The sequence below is a fragment of the Cyanobacterium sp. T60_A2020_053 genome, assembly GCA_015272165.1.
Taxonomy (GTDB): Bacteria; Cyanobacteriota; Cyanobacteriia; order Cyanobacteriales; family Cyanobacteriaceae; genus Cyanobacterium.
In genome coordinates this window covers 14,411-31,740 of record JACYMF010000056.1, presented here as the reverse complement: position 1 = coordinate 31,740, position 17,330 = coordinate 14,411, and the positions used below count along the sequence as shown (strand labels likewise).

Annotated in this window: 16 protein-coding genes and 1 pseudogene; 7 read left to right on the top strand and 10 right to left on the bottom strand. The window is 37.5% G+C overall.

Annotated elements, in window-relative coordinates:
• Nucleotides 1–26: 26 nt before the first annotated feature.
• The gene (locus IGQ45_07675) at nt 27–1,382 is read right to left on the bottom strand and encodes an ABC transporter substrate-binding protein (protein MBF2057091.1); all 1,356 of its coding nucleotides are present in this window, start codon (nt 1,380–1,382) and stop codon (nt 27–29) included.
• A 603-nt stretch (nt 1,383–1,985) separates the two neighbouring features.
• On the opposite strand from IGQ45_07675, the gene IGQ45_07670 reads away from it, so the two are divergent.
• The 3 genes from IGQ45_07670 (at nt 1,986) to IGQ45_07660 (ending at nt 5,109) form a co-directional block, all read left to right on the top strand.
• Nucleotides 1,986–3,461 (top strand): TonB family protein, encoded by a 1,476-nt coding sequence (locus IGQ45_07670; GenBank protein MBF2057090.1) that lies wholly within the window; start codon nt 1,986–1,988, stop codon nt 3,459–3,461.
• A 157-nt stretch (nt 3,462–3,618) separates the two neighbouring features.
• Nucleotides 3,619–4,638 (top strand): WD40 repeat domain-containing protein, encoded by a 1,020-nt coding sequence (locus IGQ45_07665; GenBank protein MBF2057089.1) that lies wholly within the window; start codon nt 3,619–3,621, stop codon nt 4,636–4,638.
• A 207-nt stretch (nt 4,639–4,845) separates the two neighbouring features.
• Nucleotides 4,846–5,109, top strand: a complete 264-nt coding sequence (locus IGQ45_07660; GenBank protein ID MBF2057088.1) for a hypothetical protein — start codon at nt 4,846–4,848, stop codon at nt 5,107–5,109.
• On the opposite strand, the gene IGQ45_07655 is transcribed toward IGQ45_07660, so the two are convergent.
• Both IGQ45_07655 and IGQ45_07650 read right to left on the bottom strand, forming a co-directional pair.
• Nucleotides 5,106–5,252, bottom strand: coding sequence for a hypothetical protein (locus IGQ45_07655; GenBank protein ID MBF2057087.1), 147 nt, complete (start codon nt 5,250–5,252; stop codon nt 5,106–5,108). The two genes, IGQ45_07660 and IGQ45_07655, sit on opposite strands and share 4 nt — an antisense overlap.
• Before the next feature lie 6 nt (nt 5,253–5,258).
• On the bottom strand, nt 5,259–5,894 hold the full coding sequence (locus tag IGQ45_07650) for a hypothetical protein (protein ID MBF2057086.1): 636 nt from the start codon (nt 5,892–5,894) through the stop codon (nt 5,259–5,261).
• A gap of 359 nt (nt 5,895–6,253) precedes the next feature.
• Here IGQ45_07650 and IGQ45_07645 point away from each other — a divergent pair, with 359 nt between their 5' ends.
• Together IGQ45_07645 and IGQ45_07640 are read left to right on the top strand one after the other, a co-directional pair.
• The gene (locus IGQ45_07645; protein MBF2057085.1) at nt 6,254–6,532 is read left to right on the top strand and encodes an efflux RND transporter permease subunit; all 279 of its coding nucleotides are present in this window, start codon (nt 6,254–6,256) and stop codon (nt 6,530–6,532) included.
• A pseudogene (locus IGQ45_07640) lies at nt 6,499–7,968 on the top strand (efflux RND transporter permease subunit). The gene IGQ45_07645 and the pseudogene IGQ45_07640 overlap by 34 nt, the downstream one beginning before the upstream one ends.
• A gap of 246 nt (nt 7,969–8,214) precedes the next feature.
• Here IGQ45_07640 and IGQ45_07635 read toward each other — a convergent pair.
• From IGQ45_07635 to IGQ45_07620, 4 genes are all read right to left on the bottom strand, one after another.
• The gene (locus IGQ45_07635) at nt 8,215–8,625 is read right to left on the bottom strand and encodes a TerB family tellurite resistance protein (GenBank protein MBF2057084.1); all 411 of its coding nucleotides are present in this window, start codon (nt 8,623–8,625) and stop codon (nt 8,215–8,217) included.
• Nucleotides 8,603–9,982, bottom strand: coding sequence for a 16S rRNA (cytosine(967)-C(5))-methyltransferase (locus tag IGQ45_07630; GenBank protein MBF2057083.1), 1,380 nt, complete (start codon nt 9,980–9,982; stop codon nt 8,603–8,605). The genes IGQ45_07635 and IGQ45_07630 overlap by 23 nt, the downstream gene beginning before the upstream one ends.
• A 62-nt stretch (nt 9,983–10,044) precedes the next feature.
• Nucleotides 10,045–11,331 carry a serine/threonine protein kinase gene (locus IGQ45_07625; protein MBF2057082.1) on the bottom strand — a complete coding sequence of 429 codons (1,287 nt, stop codon included), beginning with the start codon at nt 11,329–11,331 and terminating at the stop codon, nt 10,045–10,047.
• Between the two features lie 138 nt (nt 11,332–11,469).
• Nucleotides 11,470–12,210, bottom strand: a complete 741-nt coding sequence (locus IGQ45_07620) for a hypothetical protein (GenBank protein MBF2057081.1) — start codon at nt 12,208–12,210, stop codon at nt 11,470–11,472.
• A 207-nt stretch (nt 12,211–12,417) separates the two neighbouring features.
• Here IGQ45_07620 and proC point away from each other — a divergent pair, with 207 nt between their 5' ends.
• Nucleotides 12,418–13,221: a pyrroline-5-carboxylate reductase gene (gene proC / locus IGQ45_07615; GenBank protein ID MBF2057080.1), complete on the top strand. Its 804-nt coding sequence runs from the start codon at nt 12,418–12,420 to the stop codon at nt 13,219–13,221.
• Between the two features lie 442 nt (nt 13,222–13,663).
• Here proC and pstB read toward each other — a convergent pair whose 3' ends face one another.
• Nucleotides 13,664–14,470, bottom strand: coding sequence for a phosphate ABC transporter ATP-binding protein (gene pstB / locus IGQ45_07610; protein ID MBF2057079.1), 807 nt, complete (start codon nt 14,468–14,470; stop codon nt 13,664–13,666).
• Nucleotides 14,471–14,547: 77 nt separating this feature from the next.
• Here pstB and IGQ45_07605 point away from each other — a divergent pair, with 77 nt between their 5' ends.
• A complete protein-coding gene (locus IGQ45_07605; GenBank protein ID MBF2057078.1) occupies nt 14,548–15,741 on the top strand; it encodes a tetratricopeptide repeat protein in 1,194 nt (397 codons plus the stop codon).
• A gap of 107 nt (nt 15,742–15,848) precedes the next feature.
• On the opposite strand, the gene IGQ45_07600 is transcribed toward IGQ45_07605, so the two are convergent.
• The gene (locus IGQ45_07600) at nt 15,849–16,139 is read right to left on the bottom strand and encodes a hypothetical protein (protein ID MBF2057077.1); all 291 of its coding nucleotides are present in this window, start codon (nt 16,137–16,139) and stop codon (nt 15,849–15,851) included.
• A gap of 10 nt (nt 16,140–16,149) precedes the next feature.
• The gene (locus IGQ45_07595; protein MBF2057076.1) at nt 16,150–17,232 is read right to left on the bottom strand and encodes a PIN/TRAM domain-containing protein; all 1,083 of its coding nucleotides are present in this window, start codon (nt 17,230–17,232) and stop codon (nt 16,150–16,152) included.
• Between the last annotated feature and the right edge of the window lie 98 nt (nt 17,233–17,330).

The window sequence follows — 17,330 nt, the reverse complement described above, 5'->3', positions numbered from 1 at the left end:
TAATTTTAGTAATTTGTTTTTTATTGCTATATATTTTTAATTGTTAAACTATCAAGATATGCTTGAGGATTTTCAGGATCAAAGATTTTGCCATCAAAAAATGTTTCTATACCCCTTGAAGTACCAGCAGGAATATCACTATTAAATCCAGCTTCTGTGGCAGCTTCTCGCCATAAGTCTTCCCGATTTACTCTGTCAATAAGCTGTTTAATTTGTTCAAAATCATTAAGTTTTGCTCGATGAAATCCCCATCTTAATGTTTCTGTTAAAAACCATAAATCATGACTTTTATAGGGATAGGAAACACTACCGAGATCATCTTTCCAATATAAGGGTCTCATGGTTAAATCGTTAATACTTGCTTGCCCGTCTCCCATGGCATAGTTACCATTAAAAGGAGGTTTGAGAATATCTACAGGTACATCAAAATAAATTTTTTGGGCGAGAATACTAATTAATTCCGTTTGATTATTGACATCATCGCACCACTGTTGGGCTTCCATAAGACCTTTTAAAATAGCTTTGGTAGCTTTGGGGTATTTATCCACCCAGTCGGCACGAATGGCAAGATATTCTTCGGGATGAAATTTCCATATCTGTGAGGTGAGGGCGCCCATATGTCCAATATTTTCGGCAATGATGCGATAAGGCCAAGGATCACCTGTACTAAAAGCATCCATTGTACCATCAAGCATTCCCTGTACGGTATTTACAGGAGGTATGGCTAATAAATCAATATCAGTATCAGGATTTATTCCCCCAGAAGCAAACCAGTAACGTATCCAAAAGTCTTGATTCGCATTAGCAAAGGTGTGGGCGGCTTTAAATTTTCTTCCTTCATTACGGGGAAAACTTTTGATGTAGTCTCTTGCTTTCGTAATGTCTAAGTGTAAGCCTTTTCCGGCATGAGTTCCTGCAATGGCAATACCGTTACCTTGGGTATTCAGTTCTGCCAAAACATACATGGGGATTTTTTCACCTCTGGTGATAATTCCTTCCGTAATTAGGTGAGGCATGGGCATTTGCCATTGCCCACCGTCAATCCCACCTTGTACTCCACCTTTGACTACTTGATCTCTCGCAAATGCCCAACTTGGTTGTTTAACCAATTCTATTTTGGTCATGCCATATTTAGCAAAAAACCCTTTTTCTTGGGCAACAATCATAGCAGCGCTCTCCACAATAGGAAAATAACCTAATCTTATGCTATTGATTTCGGGCATCATTTCAGGGCTGATGTCTGCTGTTTGAGATAAAGGTGTTATCTGCGTGGTATTTTCGTTGTTGGATTCTGGTTTATCACCCAAACATCCCTTTAGTAATACGCCAGTGGCGGAAATACTGCTAGTTAAAATAAATTTACGACGAGATAAGTAAGACATTTAATACTTTTACTTAGTGTATGAATAGTTTTCCATCAAATAGATAAAGCATAGCCTTAAAACTATTTATAATATGAAACTAATTGCTTTTTGTCCATTCTAGACAGTATATCTGATACGTTTATGCAGAATAAAACGGCATATACCGTAATAAACTGCAATAGCATTTGAGTAAAATACTCAAAAGGAGGTATCCCTCAAAGCCTTAAAAAATATTTTTAAGACACTTATGTTATCTGATTTAACAGACTGCTTCACCCACGGAAGCGTTAATAGTATTACTATCCTATTTTTGTAAGGTACTTCCCCAAAAGGGGCAACCAAAATCTCCCTTTATCGTACATCAAATATTACTTTTCTGAAACCGAAATCGAATACTTTCACAAACTTTTTATTTATTTGTCCTTTTATGTCATTTTATATCCGTTTATATAGAAAATCTAAGATTTAGTAAATCTCTGAGTGTGAGGCATTGTCGATAAATTAAAGTTCTTTTTTCATATACTTAAAATAATTTTTGGTTATTGGTAGTCGAAGGGAAAAGCAATTTAAAATTGATTAAGCTAAAATACTGACATTGTAAGGTTAAGTTTTGAGGAGAATATGGTAACGACAATCCAGCGCCCTTCACCGTGGCTAAATAACTTGGTGAGTAAACTAAATTTACCGTTATTAGTTTCCGTGGCGCTTCACGGCGGTTTTTTTATTTTATTGTTACCGCAATTGAGTTTGAATAGTAGCAATAATGTTGATAGGGGAGATACGCAAATTATTGAGTTGGGGGCGTTGGAGCAAACAAGACTACCAGATTTGAACCCTCAACCCCAAAGTTTTAGTGGTTGGGATAACATTAACCCCATTCAGTTACCCAATTTTGCTGCGCCTGATTTTGCCATGGCAGATTTGAATACTTTACCGTCACTACCAACGGGAGATAATTTTTGGGTAAATTTACCAACTCCTCCCGCTTTACCTGATTATGATGCTTATACCAATATCCCAGAGTATAATCCGGGGGGAGGGGCGCTGAATCTTACGGCACCTCCTCCCATGGATTTAAGTAGCATCACTCCTCCGCCTCGCTTACCTATGGAAACGTTGCCAGAGGATAACTCTAATTTTGATCCTTTTCAAGAAATGATCACATCGAGGGGTAGGGTGATTGAAATTACCCCCAAAACCCCAGAAGAAGAAGCCGAGATTCGCCGTAATCTTTTTCAGGGCAATAACAATATTGACATTCCTGATGCTAGGGATGTATTTAATAACCGCCCTCCCAGTCAAATAGCAGTGAATCCAGCGCCCTCCACCCCAGTTAATGAAAATTTACAGCAACGAGTGACACAATTAAGACAAAGTTTAACCGCAGAAACTGCCAATACTACAGCAGAAGAAGCCACACAAAATTATGTCGCATGGCTACAAGAAGTAGAAAACCCTAGCCCTCAAGAAATCACTCTGACGGGAAATTATCCCCAAGATGCTTGTATAGCAAAACTGGAAGGCACTGCTACCTATGGAGTTAGTGTTAATCCTCAAGGGGAAATTGTTAACACCGCTTTAATTAAAAGTGCCGGTTATCCTTTATTGAATAGTCGGGCGCTACAACAAGTTAAAACCTATGGTTTTACCAACACCACAGGCAATAATCAACCTTATCATGTTTATATAAACTTTGCCTACAATCCCGATATTTGCCCCTCCCTTTCCATATCTAATGTAGGTGAAACAACCAACAATCAAACCACATCCCCTCAAACCTCTCCTACCTCTGCCACTCCATCCCCCTCTACCACCCCGTCACCCCCTGTCACTCCATCCCCCTCTACCACCCCGTCACCCCCTGCTACTCCGTCACCCCCTGCCACTCCGTCACCCTCTACCACCCCGTCACCCCCTGCTACTCCATCTGCTACCCCTACTCCAAAGGAAGTGGAAGTTAAACAACCGCCAACCTTAGAAGAGTCATTACCTGTAATTACCCCATCTACGGAGACGCCAGTAACAGAGATAATTCCCCCTCTTTCCATTGAGGAAGATTCCACTCCTTCCCCTAGAGAGTTATTGCAAACTAATTAGGGGTTGTTGAGGGAGTTGAGGGGAAGGAAAAAGTTCAAGAGGCAAAGGGGAAATAGAAGAGAAAGGGAAGCAGAGGAAGAAAGGGAGACGGGGAGATTATAATTCATAGAGAATTACTATATTAAACTATTAAAAGAGCAAAGCCTTTGTGGGATCAATGAAATTAAGACCAATTTACCTCAGTTTAACTCTAATACTGTCCGCACCGACAGCTATTTTAGCTCAAAATGCGCCCGTCACCGTCAACAATCAAAATCAAACTACCTTCAATAGTTGGGGCAACCTAAAATTAACTCATACCCTCGCTAAACACCAATCCCCCGTTTATGGAGTAGCCTTTAACCCCATTAATAATAACCTTGTCAGTGTCGGTAGTTATAGTGACCCTAGAATGAGGTTTTGGCAAGTACAGCAAGGCACAGAAATTAAACAGCAGAGGGCGCATGGTTCAGCCGTTAACGCCCTTATTTATACCCCCGACGGCACAAAAATCATTACAGCCGGTCAAGCCTCCGATATACGCATTTGGCATGGGGAGACGGGCGCTTTAGAATCAAGTTTTTTCATCCATCAAAATAATGTTTTAGCGTTAGCTGTTTCCCCCGATAGTAAAATATTGGTGAGTGGGGCGCTGGATGGTATTAAAGTTTGGAATTTAGAATTTAAACGCCTTGCCTATAATTTAACAGGCATTGGTGAAGCTACCAGCGCCCTTGCCATTCATCCCGACGGGCGCATTTTAGCCAGTGGTAGCTTGAGTGGCAAAGTCACCCTCTGGGATTTAACCACAGGTCAAAAAATTAGACAATTTACACCTCATCAAAGTAAGATTAATGGATTAATTTTCACCCCTGACGGGAAACAACTACTTACCAGCGCCGAAGAAAGACAAGTAAAAGTATGGAATAGTCAAACCTTGCAACCCCTTGCTAACTTTGGACAACATAGTGACCGTTTACGCACTATGGCTTTATCTCCTGATGGCAATACCCTTGCCAGTGGCGGTAATGACGGCGTGAGAATTTGGGATTATAATAGCCGCCAACAAATAGCTTTTATTCCCTATCATCACGATTGGGTGCAATCTCTCGCTTTCAGTGCAGATGGCAATATTTTAGCTACGGCTGGTTTCAACACAGATATTTACTTATGGCAAAAAAATATTGTCAATGAATAAAATTTTTGTCTCTCGCAAAGGCGCAAAGGCGCAAAGATAAGAAAATTAACACCTTTTTAGAACAAAGGTTTTAAAGACGATAAAATCTTAAATTAGTGCCAAAAATAACTTTTTTTCTCTAAAAATACCATATTTTTTTCTTCCCTATCAAAAATTATTAATTCTAAATTCCCTTAACGATACCATTCATAAGTGCAAACCCTAACTATGATTTCTCTTACCGATACAATAATTCTTTTGATGATTGGCGCATTAGTTATACCCATGTATCAAGCGTGGCGAGATGAAAATGTGTGGCAAAAAATGTTAGCAGTGGCGAGTATCTCTACCAAAACAGCACTTTTGATTTTAGTTATCTCTGTATTTCGTGATGATGGGATGATGGGAGTCGCTGGGGTAATTATCCTAACTGTTGGCAATGCAGGGTTAATGTTACTAGCACATTTACTCAAGCGCATGGGTGAGGTTTAATAATCACTGTCTGCAACACATATCCCCTTACATTTGATGCCGTTAGTGGCGGTGCGTTTGCAATGAGGGCAAAGGATTTCTTCTTGATTTTCTGTTGAGTTTTGTGACTTGCTTTGAGGTGTAGATTTTTGCTGATTATCCATTTTGTTTTACCAAATGTGAGGTTTAAATTCTGAGTTATTAGTAATTATCACATCTTCTCCATTGGGTGCTAAAACAAATAAACCTTTCTGATAAGCATAACGGGCAACTTTATCACTCACCACCATAGCGCCCACCGCCCCATAAACGCTATTATCTTGATAGCGAGGCATGAATCTTTTAAACTTATCTAAACGCTCTAAATGTTCATCTATATCGGTTTGAGTTAATTTACTTTTGACTTCAATTACTACCACTTTTGTATCATTGACAACTAATAAATCAATTTCCAAACCGCCGTCTATCCTTTGCACCGTCACTCCCGGATGTAATTCATGGACATTAATTCCCCATTGACGAAATAATTTTACCGCCGAGGGGCTCAGTTTATACTCCACAAACTCCCCCAAGCGATTACCTAATTCCCCAATTTGTTTGTTAACTTGTTTGATTTGCTTACTAACCTGTTTAATTTCTTGACTGACTTCTTTAATTTGTCGATCTGTTTCTGAGGATTGCGCTTTCAATATACGCTCTGTTTCTTGAAAGCGTCTTTCTGTTTCTTGAAAACGTCTTTCGGTTTCTTTTTGAGCCGTACTTAATTCTGCTAGTATTCTCCAAACATCATCCGCAGTAGTTGCCATAATTTTTAATACTTGATTAATATTATCTTGGTATTATATCAAGTTCGTTTAATCACTGACATAGCAATTTCCGTTTTGGTGAGGTACAAAAATTTTCGTTGAAAGGCAGCAATAAAAAAATGTACCTCATCATGATGAAAAACCCTATAAATCAATTAAAAATAATCTTAGTTCAATTTATTGAACGAGATATATTAGCCGTGTAATTGATTACACGGTGAGGAAATTGCGAAGATACCATTTTTTAATAACTAATTATCTGAACTTGATATTACTTTTTACTTCTTACTTGATGAACCAGCGCACTCCACCATTAAGATATGTTAAGGTAGTGCTGAAAATCTCCACTTCATAAGGTTATGTCAGCAGAAACAAAAAATAGCGCCCTCCACCCTTTTAGTATCAGTGGTACTGCTATCCGTCGTCATATCGCTACGATGATGTTAACGTTAGCAGTAATAGTCATTGGGGTATTTTTTGTTAATAATATCTCGGTGGATTTATTGCCGTCGATTACTTATCCTCGTATTGGTGTGAGACTTAATACTAATGGTATTGCCCCAGAAATTGCCGTAGAAGAAATTACGCGCCCTATCGAAGAGGCATTAACGAATCTGTCAACAGCGCCCGTAGTGTAGAATCAGCGTTAATTGCTTCTACCAGCACCAATTTAGTAGCAGTGTTACCATTTTTATTAATTGGTGGCTTACTATCTCTGCTTTTCAGTGAATTGGTGTTAACCATCAGTTTTGCCATCGGTGCTTCCATTGTGGTAGCTTTAACCTTGATACCCATGTTAACTTCTCGCTTGTTGGCTATTCCTTGGCGTAGTCGAGTGGATCGTTTTTTCCCGATTTATTGGTTTAATAAAGGCTTTTTGAAAGTTAATGAGGGTTATAAATCAACCCTAACGTTTTTAATGAAAATTCGTTGGTTTTTTGTGGTGGGAATCTTTTTAATTGTCGGTAGTATTAGCTTTAATATTGCCCAAGGTTTACCTCAAGAAATTTTACCATCTATTAATACGGGACAAGTTAATGTTTTTGTGCGTTTTCCCCCGCAAACTACCCTCGCTACGAATCGGCGAGTTTTAGGCATTATTGATGAGGTGATTTTAGAACAACGGAAACAGAGTACGCATTTACTACGGCGGGAGGATTTTTATTTGGTGCAAATACCAACGAAAATGTGTTAAGAGGTTCGGTTAATATTACCTATTCGTTTACGAGAAGTGGCAACCATTACCAAAGGTGCAGCGCCCTCCGAAATTAAGCGAATTAATCAGCGTCAAGTCTATATTATCACGGGAGATTTAGCGGAAGATGCCAATTTGGGGGGCGCTTTAGCTGAAATTGAGACAATTTTAAAAGATGTTGATTTACCCAGTGGAGTCAGAATTTTACCTAGTTATGCCCGTCAAAGTAATGATGAGTTACAATCGTCTTTGCCGATTTTAGGCGGTTTAGCGGGATTTTTGGTGTTCGTGGTGATGGCAGTGCAGTATAATTCTTTAATTGATCCTCTGGTAATTATGTTTACTTTACCTTTGGCTTTGTCGGGGGGGATTTATGGTTTATACTTCACGGAAACGCCGGTGGGCGCTACTGTGATTGTGGGCGCTGTGTTATTGGTGGGGATTGTGGTTAATAATGCTATTGTTATGGTGGAGTTAGCTAATCAATTATATCAAGAGCAACAGGAAAATCCGCAAGTTTTACAACCGTCTCGCCGTGATTGTATGATTCAAGCGGCGGCGCAAAGATTGCGCCCAATTTTGATGACGACTATTACGACAGTTTTGGGGATGTATCCTTTGGCGAGGGGCGCTGGAGATGGTGGTGAATTTCTCCAACCTCTTGGTATTGTAGTATTTTGGGGTTTATCCTTGGCAACTCTGTTAACTTTATTTTTGATTCCTTGCCTTTATCTTATCCTTCATGAGCCCTTTAATTTTTCTTGGCTTGATTCTCGTCAAATCAGTGAGGATAATTTGATTGGAGATGAAGCAGAAAGTATTTCAGTGTTGCTGAAAAAGTGGAATCGTGAAACAAAATTGACAATTGACAATGGATAATTGACAATTAGGGGTTACTGAAAAAGTGGTGTCGTTGAAGTAGGAAAAAGGGGAAAGTCTCAAATACCTATAAATCAATTAAAAATAATCTTAGTTCAATTTATTGAACGTAATCTTGTTAGCCGTGTAATTCATTACACGGTGGGTAAATTACTTGATATTAAAGATAGTAATATGAGGTGATAAAGCCTCAGAATTGTCAATTGTGAATTTGCCCTCACGACTTTATTGTTGATTAAACCCCATTTAAAGAGCTTTACGGTAAATTTTTTTCACAGAACTTAATAGATAAGTAAAAATAGATTGTGGTGTTTGATTTTCAGGGTCAAAATTTTCAATTTGATTTAATAATCTTGCTTCTTGAACATCAATATTACCATCGCTATAGACTAGACCACTAATCGCTTCTAATAAATTTTGATAGTCTTTTTTTTGATGATTTTGACCTAAATATTCCTCTAACCATGTGTAACATTCTTGGTGAGAAACAGATTTAATTTCTGATAGTAAACTTTTAATTTCTGGGTCATCATTTAAGCCCTTTTCTTGTGCCATTTTTTTGAGATATTCTCTTTCTTCTTCTTGGATAATGCCATCTATCCAAGCGGCACCAATGACAATTTTCATTAGCTGTTTAGTTTTGTCTGCTTGATTCATTTTGCACTCCTTGCGCTAATTTAATCATAAAGAAACCGTCCATATTATGACGATGGGGAAATATTTTGATCGCCCCCTTTGATGTTATCGGAAAATTCTCCGTAAGATCATTTTTTTCTGTGACTACATACCACTGCGGATTGTTTGCTAAAAATTTATCGATTATTTCTTCATTTTCCAAGGGATTGAGGGTACAAGTCGCATAAACTAAAATGCCATTTTCTTTGACATATTGCGACATATTACTTAATATTTTAAATTGTAATTCGGCTAATTCTTTAATACGCTCTGGTTTTTGATGCCATCTTATATCCGGGCGTTTATGTAATGTGCCTAATCCAGAGCAAGGCGCATCTATTAAAATACGATCATATTTACTATTGGGGTGAGGGGCGCTGGTGCTAGTATCTAAGTTGATTACCTGTACTGATTTTAAACCCAGTCTATTAATGTTCTCAGTAATTTTAGTTAGTCGGCTAGGAGTATCATCACAAGCAAAAATTGTCCCTGTATCTTTCATTAATTCAGCGATGTGAGTAGTTTTGCCCCCGGGAGCAGCACAAGCATCAATAATAGTTTCATGGGGTTGAGGATTAAGGAAATGGGTTACTAATTGGGCACTACTATCTTGAATTGTAAATAAACCATCGTTAAATCCACTCAAATTATTAATATTACCTACGGCTTGGGCTATTCTTAGGGCTTGGGGTAAATGAGGGATAGATTGACTTTTTATGTCTGCATCACTGAGACTTTTTTGGACATTTTCTTGGTTAGTTTTGAGAGGATTAATTCTTAAATCTAGGGTAGGAGTTTCATTAAACCACTGCAATAATTTTTTAGTTTCTTTGAGATTTAATTGTTGTAAAAAAAGTTCGACTATCCAGTCAGAAAAGCTATATTTTACTCCTAGTTTAGGGATAATTTCTGATGGTAAAATTAAAGGGTCTTCTATTTCTGCTAAACGTATATAATTGCGCAATACTCCATTAACTACTCCTGATAATTTACCTAAGTTATTATTTTTGGCTAACTCTACGCTGGTATTAACACTAGCAGAAGGAGGAATTTTATCTAAGTAACGCACTTGATACAAGCCAATTTGTAAAATAATTTGTAAGCCTAAAGGTTGTTGATTGGCTTTTTTTGTGGCTAATTGATTAATTAAACTATTGAGGGTTCTTTTTCTTCTAATTATGCCATAAACTAATTCTGACATTAATCCTTTATCTATATTTTTAATATCGGGATATTGCTTAAAAATCTTTTCAATAGCTATATCTGTATAGGCTTTATTTTTATAAATATTTTGTAAGGCTAAAAATGCTCCTTGTCTAGCTGATATATTTTTTTTCATTAATTAGTTAATATGATATTCAAGATTTTTCATTGTACATTAAAACAAGCAATATGCCTGTTTTACCGTACTTTCCTCTCTACAAACACAGGCAAGATGCCTGTTTCACCTATATTAAGTTGAGCTTTTTCTTGATTATCGGATGAGATAGATTGAATAGTAAGACTAATTAAAAAACCTGTTATTATCCCTAAAATAAACGTCAAAATTAGCCAGTAAATATTATTTTTATTACTAATAATTTTTTCTTCTGATATTGTTGTTAAGGAGGGATTGACAAGAATAGTTGATGATACTGACATAGGAGATTGATTGGAAACAACTGGGGAGTTTTTTGGGTTTAATGTGATTAAATCTGCTAGTAAATCTTCTGCCTGTTGATAACGATGATTAGGATTTTTTTCTAAACATTTCATAATCATATCGTTAACTAAAATAGGTAAATTTTCACAACCTTGACGGGTGATTAAAGGTTTAGGTATTTTATTATTATGAACACCTAACCATCCTTTTGTTAAAAGCATATCCTCATAATTCTCAAAAGGTTTTTCTCCACTTAACATTTCATAAAAAATCAGTCCTAATGTATAAATATCAGTGCGCGTGTCTAATTCAAAAACTCCTTTAATATGTTCAGGAGAAATGTAATATGGGCTACCGAAATAATCCGCAACATTAGTTAGTCTAACCATACTCATGGTATTAAGATTTCTAGCAATCCCAAAGTCTAATATTTTAACAATATTTTTGTTATTAAAAGTAGGAACTAAAAATATATTATCTGGTTTTAGGTCTCGGTGTATAATGCCATGTTTATGAGTTTGTCTAAGCGCCCCTAACACTTGTATCATCAAGGGTAATGCTTCTTCAAAACTTATTTTTCCTTTCTCTATTAGGTATTGAGTGAGAGTTTTTCCTTGTAAATATTCCATTACATAAAAAGGAATTAAATAAACTTCTCCTTGATGTGCTACAGAATAAATTCCTTTATCTAAAAACCGTACAATATGAGGATGATTTAATTCAATTAAAAAGCCTATTTCTCTGTTAAAACGTTGCTTAATTTCCTCTTTATTTTCAGCAGTTAAACATTCTTTATTAAGAAATTTAATTGCTACTAATTGATCTTGACCTTCAGGGGTTTCAGTGACGGCTAAATACACTTTACCCATGCCACCTTTTCCTAATAATTTGACTATTTGATAACGATCATTTTCTCCACATCTTTCACCAATATAACTATCTGCACTAGAAGGGCGCTGAAATTCTCTATTGGTAAAATTTTCTAGGGGAATTTCTTGTGAGGGGGAGGGCGCTGATGATTCGTTATTTTTTTCTGGGATAGGCATGGATCACAATGTCAAAATAAGTATTATCAGTATATAGCAATATTAAATCAATTAGGATAACTAAGAGACTAAAATGGCGTGAAAGATTTGACCAAATTCGGGCTGGAAGCCCGAAATATCTTCAAAAATATTTTAAACTTAGTTATCAAATAAACTTTCTTGCTGAGAAACTGCTTTTTTCAAAAACTTCTCATTAATTAGACTTCTAAAAGTTGTTAAATTGTCTTGCCATTTATTAATTTTTTCTTTAAGATTATTTAATCTATTTACTCCTTCTAATACCGTCAAATTATAAGTAAAACTACCTGCAAAAAGTACAGCAGGAATAACTTGATTATCTGGTTGCTGTAATCGAGCAGGATTAATATTAATACCAAGATTATAGTCAGTTAGTTGATAAAATAAATTAATGGCAGATTGAGGACTAGCGCCCTCAAACGTACTCCAATTACCCGGCTTTAATAATTCTTGATTAATAAAGTTTTTTCCAACGCTTTCATCTCCTTGAAAAGGTACGATAATTTTAGGATTAATGCTTAAGCCTTGATATTCAGCGTTAGCTAATTTATCAATATATTGTAAGGCAAGATTAGCAAAACTAAGTTCATTAAGTTGTTTTGTGCCAACTCCCTCGACAAAATTAATGACGTTGGGTTGTGCCACAATATTAACACCATTTTTGTAATTAACTTGAGAGCCACGGGGATTTAAAACAGGTTGTTTGGCTAATTCCCAATCACTGGGCACAATACCACTCATGGATAAATATTCGGCACTTAACATGGTGGGATTTAAGCCTTTGATACCGATGGAAATGGTTAATTCTTCGATTTCCTTGAGGTTTTGAGTGGGGCTAGGGGCGCTGGGTGTTGCTACCATTTTGTTAAAAATAATACATTGTTCTAAGATTTCTCTCTCAGGTTAGCTTAAAAGTCTTCAATTATCAATGGTGAGATAAGAATTATGAATTATGAATTATGAATTATGAATTAATAATTTCCTTTGCTCTTTTAATCCGTTGTTCATTTTTTAATCAACTGCTACTTGATTGTAAAATAGTGTTGTTGTCTATTTTGGTCAAACATTGTGTCATTTTCATTAGGTATTATTGGTGGTGGGGTGATGGCAGAGGCGATTGTATCTCGTTTACTGGCAGAAAATTTATATCAACCTTCACAAGTGCAAATTAGTGAGCCTCAAAGCAGTCGTCGGGAGTTTTGGCGCAACACTTACCAAGTCGCTACAACGGAAAATAATCTGGAGGTATTCGGTAATTGTGAAGTGCTATTATTAGCCATTAAACCGCAAATTTTTTCTCTCATTGCTTCTCAGTTGGCAAGTTATATGGGGAATTATCCTGCTTTGATACTTTCTATTTTGGCTGGTACTCCCCTATACAAATTAGAAGCAGTGTTGGAGGGCGCTGGTATTATTCGAGTAATGCCCAATACTCCAGCGCTCGTCGGACAAGGCATGACGGCTATTACTCCCAATGATCATGTTAGCTTAGAGTCTTTGGCTATAGCCGAAAAAATCTTTAATTGTATTGGGGAAGTGGTACAAGTGCCAGAAAATTTGATGGATGCGGTGACGGGATTATCAGGATCAGGTCCTGCTTTTGTGGCTATGATGATTGAGGCGCTAAGTGATGGAGGAGTAGCGGTGGGTTTACCCCGTGCCATTGCCCAACGTTTAGCAATACAAACAGTTTTAGGCACGGCTGAGTTAATTAAAACGAAGAATTTACACCCAGCAGTATTAAAAGATCAAGTTACTAGCCCCGGCGGTACAACCATTGCAGGGGTAGCGACTTTGGAAGCTAACGGGTTTCGTAGCGCCCTCCTCGAAGCTGTCAAGGCGGCTCACGGGCGCTCGGTTGAGTTATCCTAATTAGGCAGTGTTGAAAAAGTATTTTGGTGAGGAAAGGTGTCAGGCTTCGGGTGTCGCGGTGTCAGGCTTCAGGTGTCAGGCTTCAGGTGAAATTCTCACAAATTAAAGAGTTTAGCCAAATAGTTATTTTTCATAAATTGCTCATTTGTCTCGATAATTTTTGATTGGGATAGAAAAAATAGAGTATTTTTAGAAAAAAAAGTCAATTTATGACACTTTTTGTTATGTAGAATAGACTTTAAACCTTTCTTTAACCTAATACCTAGCACCTGATACCTGACACCTTTGCCCTTCACCATAATTTTTGATTGGGATAGAAAAAATAGAGTATTTTTAGAAAAAAAAGTCAATTTATGACACTTTTTGTTATGTAGAACAGACTTTAAACCTTTCTTTAACCTAATACCTAACACCTGATACCTGACACCTTTGCCCTTCACCATTAGCCAAAGCGCCCGCTAACATACTGTTGAGTGGCTTCTTCGGCAGGATTTTGGAAGATTTTTTCTGTTTTGTCATACTCCACTAAATAACCTAATTTACCCCCTTTTCCTTCTACCGCTTTAGCATTAAAAAAAGCAGTTAAGTCAGATACCCTTGAGGCTTGTTGCATATTGTGGGTAACGATTACAATGGTGTAGTTTTCTTTCAATTCATGGATAGACTCCTCCACTTTGAGGGTAGAAATAGGGTCTAATGCTGAACAGGGTTCATCCATCAAGATAACATCAGGTTGTACGGCGATGGTGCGCGCGATACAAAGGCGCTGTTGTTGCCCCCCAGATAAAGCTAAACCGCTTTGTTTTAGTTTGTCTTTGACTTCATCCCATAACGCAGATTTACGCAAAGATTGTTCTACTAATTCATCCATGTTACCTTGATAGCCATTGAGCCGAGCGCCCCAAGCGATATTTTCATAGATGGATTTTGGGAAGGGATTTGGTTTTTGAAATACCATGCCAATTTTACATCTCAAGCCCACAGGATCAACTCCTTTAGCGTAAATATCTTTGTCTTTGAAGGTTATTTTACCTTCGACACGGGCGCTGGCAACCAAGTCATTCATACGGTTAATACATCGCAGAATGGTACTTTTACCACATCCTGAAGGTCCAATGAAGGCAACAGCGTTATTTTTGGGGATGTCGATATTTACTCCAGCTACGGCTTTATGAGTACCATAATAAACGTCAACATTTTCAATTTTTACCACTGCTTCTGTGGTGTTTTTTTCTAATTCAGGGTTCATTTTTTTAGTTACTTTTGGGTTAAAGTCATTATAATGCGAGTCCAGCGATTGTAGGTTAAGAACAATTTAACAAAAGTATGGCTAAAATTTCCCTCTGTATGATTGTCAAAGATGAAGCGCAAAATTTATCGGCTTGTGTTACCAGCGCCCTTCCCCTTGTGGATGAAGTAGTCGTGGTGGATACTGGCTCTCAGGATAACACAAAAGAAATAGCGGAGGGGCTGGGGGCGCTGGTTTTTGATTATGGGTGGCAAGATGACTTTGCCAGCGCCCGTAATTTTGCTTTGACAAAAGTTAGCGGTGATTGGATATTGGTATTAGATGCTGATGAGGTATTAGATAACAAAATAATTCCCCTCATCAAGGAAGCGGTGGAAGATGATAATACTCTAGTAATTAATTTATTACGTCAGGAAATTGGCACGGTATCTTCCCCTTACTCTCAGCTATCGAGATTATTTCGGCGCCACCATAACATCAAATTTTCTCGCCCTTACCATGCCTTAATTGATGATGCGGTGTTAGAAATTTGTCAACAGGAATCCCATTGGCGCATCGTGGATTTACCGCAGGTGGCAATTAATCATTATGGCTATCAACCGCAAGTAATTGAAGCTCAAAATAAGGCACAACGGGCAAAAACAGCTATGGAGGGTTATTTGCAACATCACCCCAATGATAGTTATGTGTGTAGTAAATTGGGGGCTTTGTATCTACAGTTAAGAGAAACGAAAAAGGGTTTTAAATTACTCACTAAGGGCTTAAAATTACATGGTAGCGCCCCTGCCGTTACTTATGAATTGCATTATCATCTTGCCAATGCTTTGGTAACTCAGGGAAATGCCGAAGGTGCAGAAAAACATTATCAAAAAGCTATCAAAGCGCCGATTTTGCCCATTTTGAAAATAGGTGCATATTTTAATTATGGTAGCCTATCCTCTCAAGTACAGGAATGGTCACGGGCGCTGGTTTTATTCCATGAATGTATTAAGATTATGCCTAACTTTGCGGTGGCTTATTATAATCTTGGTATTTGTTACAAAGCTACGGGCAAATTTGCCGAGGCGAAGGGCGCTTATCAACAAGCCATTCAACTTAAACCCGATTATGCCTTAGCTTATCAAAATTTAGGTTTACTCTTATATCATCTAGCACAATATGAAGATAGTTTCAAGTATTTGCAACAAGCCTTAATATTACATCAACAGCAAAGTCCCGATTATGCCCAAAAATTTGAGCAACAGTTGAGGGCGCTGGGTTATGAATTATGAGTTATGAATTATGAATTATGAATTATGAATTATGAGTTATGAATTATGAATTATGAATTATGAGTTATAATCTCCCCCTTCACCCTTTCACCCTTTCTCCCATAAAATTAAGGGCGATAATCTCTTTTACGATACAAGACGGGAAGAGGTTGGGGAGGGGCGCTGGAAGGAAGATAACGACGAGGAGAATTGAGGTTTTTGATTTTTTTCTGTTTTTCTTCTTGTAACCAGCGCACCATCACCCCAGTTAAGAAGATAAATACCCCAAAAGAAAGTAAAGTCCAATGATGACTAAAACCCCCCATCAAAGCATCTACAGCCCCGAAAATAAAGATAAAAGCTGAAATTGATTCCTGACGGTACATTGACTTTAGAGAACGAAATAACTTTACTTTCATAAATTCAGATTTAGTAATTTACCATAGAATTGTTAGTCTTAGCAAAAATCATGCGCCCAGCAGAAGTTTGAAGGGCTGAGGTGACAGTTACTCTCAACTCTTCACCTACATGATCATTAGCATCCTCTACTACCACCATAGTACCATCATCTAAGTAACCAATACCTTGACTAGGTTCTTTGCCATTTTTGAGGATTTTGAGATCGATATAATCTCCGGGTAGATAAATAGGGCGAATAGCTTGGGCTAAATCATTGATATTGAGAATGAGGATTTTTTGTAAACTGGCTACCTTACTGAGGTTAAAATCATTAGTGATTAAAGTGGCATTGATGTCGTGCGCTAGATGAAGTAACTTCGCATCAACAGTGATAACATTTTCATATTCTTCGGGGTGAATGACGATTATGTGGGGGTATCTTTCCTGCATTTGATTAAGAATATCTAACCCTCGGCGCCCGCGCACCCGTTTTTGATCATTGGTGGCATCCGCTAACTGTTGCAATTCATTTAAGATAAACTGAGGAATTAAAATCTGCCCCTCAATAAAACCTGTATCTAAAAGTTGTTGAATGCGCCCGTCAATAATACAACTGGTATCTAAAATTTTGGTAGCAACAGGTTTAAGAGTGCCTTCCGCCACTAACATAGACTCGATACTGTTAGGGTTGATAAGGCGTAAAAAAGTGCGCCCGTGGGTATCAGCCAGGGATACTCCCAACACGGCAAAAATCACACTACCCAAGATAGCTAACATGGGTTTGAGGAAGCCAAATTCGGAGGGAATGGGTAACAGGAAGATGGGCGCTAACATTAAGTTAGCTAATAAAAGACCAATTACCAAACCGATTGCCCTAGTGATAATAACTTCAATTGGAGTTTTTCTGATTCTTTGCTCTAAACGGCGATAAGTAGTTTGGGCAACCAAACCCAAAGCTAAACCGATAACAGAAGCAAAACCAGCAATTAACCATTGCAATGCTTGAATATTAGAAATTTGCCCTTGAATATCGTTAGGCAATACTTGAATCACGTCAAAGCCGATTCCGGCACAGGCTAAGACAAATATTAGAATAATAATAGCGTCAATCATAATAATAATAATACTGAATAATTAATTATATCTCTCTATCATTTTTTTGCAGTGATAGATATACTAATTCTTAATTTATTTTAACGTCTGTTTGATTA

What these genes read in the sequence shown, in the direction of transcription:
- IGQ45_07675 (MBF2057091.1), bottom strand. Translation starts at nt 1,382, where the DNA reads ATGTCTTACTTATCTCGTCGTAAATTTATTTTAACTAGCAGTATTTCC.
- IGQ45_07670 (MBF2057090.1), top strand. Translation starts at nt 1,986, where the DNA reads ATGGTAACGACAATCCAGCGCCCTTCACCGTGGCTAAATAACTTGGTG.
- IGQ45_07665 (MBF2057089.1), top strand. Translation starts at nt 3,619, where the DNA reads ATGAAATTAAGACCAATTTACCTCAGTTTAACTCTAATACTGTCCGCA.
- IGQ45_07660 (MBF2057088.1), top strand. Translation starts at nt 4,846, where the DNA reads ATGATTTCTCTTACCGATACAATAATTCTTTTGATGATTGGCGCATTA.
- IGQ45_07655 (MBF2057087.1), bottom strand. Translation starts at nt 5,252, where the DNA reads ATGGATAATCAGCAAAAATCTACACCTCAAAGCAAGTCACAAAACTCA.
- IGQ45_07650 (MBF2057086.1), bottom strand. Translation starts at nt 5,894, where the DNA reads ATGGCAACTACTGCGGATGATGTTTGGAGAATACTAGCAGAATTAAGT.
- IGQ45_07645 (MBF2057085.1), top strand. Translation starts at nt 6,254, where the DNA reads ATGTCAGCAGAAACAAAAAATAGCGCCCTCCACCCTTTTAGTATCAGT.
- IGQ45_07635 (MBF2057084.1), bottom strand. Translation starts at nt 8,625, where the DNA reads ATGAATCAAGCAGACAAAACTAAACAGCTAATGAAAATTGTCATTGGT.
- IGQ45_07630 (MBF2057083.1), bottom strand. Translation starts at nt 9,982, where the DNA reads ATGAAAAAAAATATATCAGCTAGACAAGGAGCATTTTTAGCCTTACAA.
- IGQ45_07625 (MBF2057082.1), bottom strand. Translation starts at nt 11,331, where the DNA reads ATGCCTATCCCAGAAAAAAATAACGAATCATCAGCGCCCTCCCCCTCA.
- IGQ45_07620 (MBF2057081.1), bottom strand. Translation starts at nt 12,210, where the DNA reads ATGGTAGCAACACCCAGCGCCCCTAGCCCCACTCAAAACCTCAAGGAA.
- pstB (MBF2057079.1), bottom strand. Translation starts at nt 14,470, where the DNA reads ATGAACCCTGAATTAGAAAAAAACACCACAGAAGCAGTGGTAAAAATT.
- IGQ45_07605 (MBF2057078.1), top strand. Translation starts at nt 14,548, where the DNA reads ATGGCTAAAATTTCCCTCTGTATGATTGTCAAAGATGAAGCGCAAAAT.
- IGQ45_07600 (MBF2057077.1), bottom strand. Translation starts at nt 16,139, where the DNA reads ATGAAAGTAAAGTTATTTCGTTCTCTAAAGTCAATGTACCGTCAGGAA.
- IGQ45_07595 (MBF2057076.1), bottom strand. Translation starts at nt 17,232, where the DNA reads ATGATTGACGCTATTATTATTCTAATATTTGTCTTAGCCTGTGCCGGA.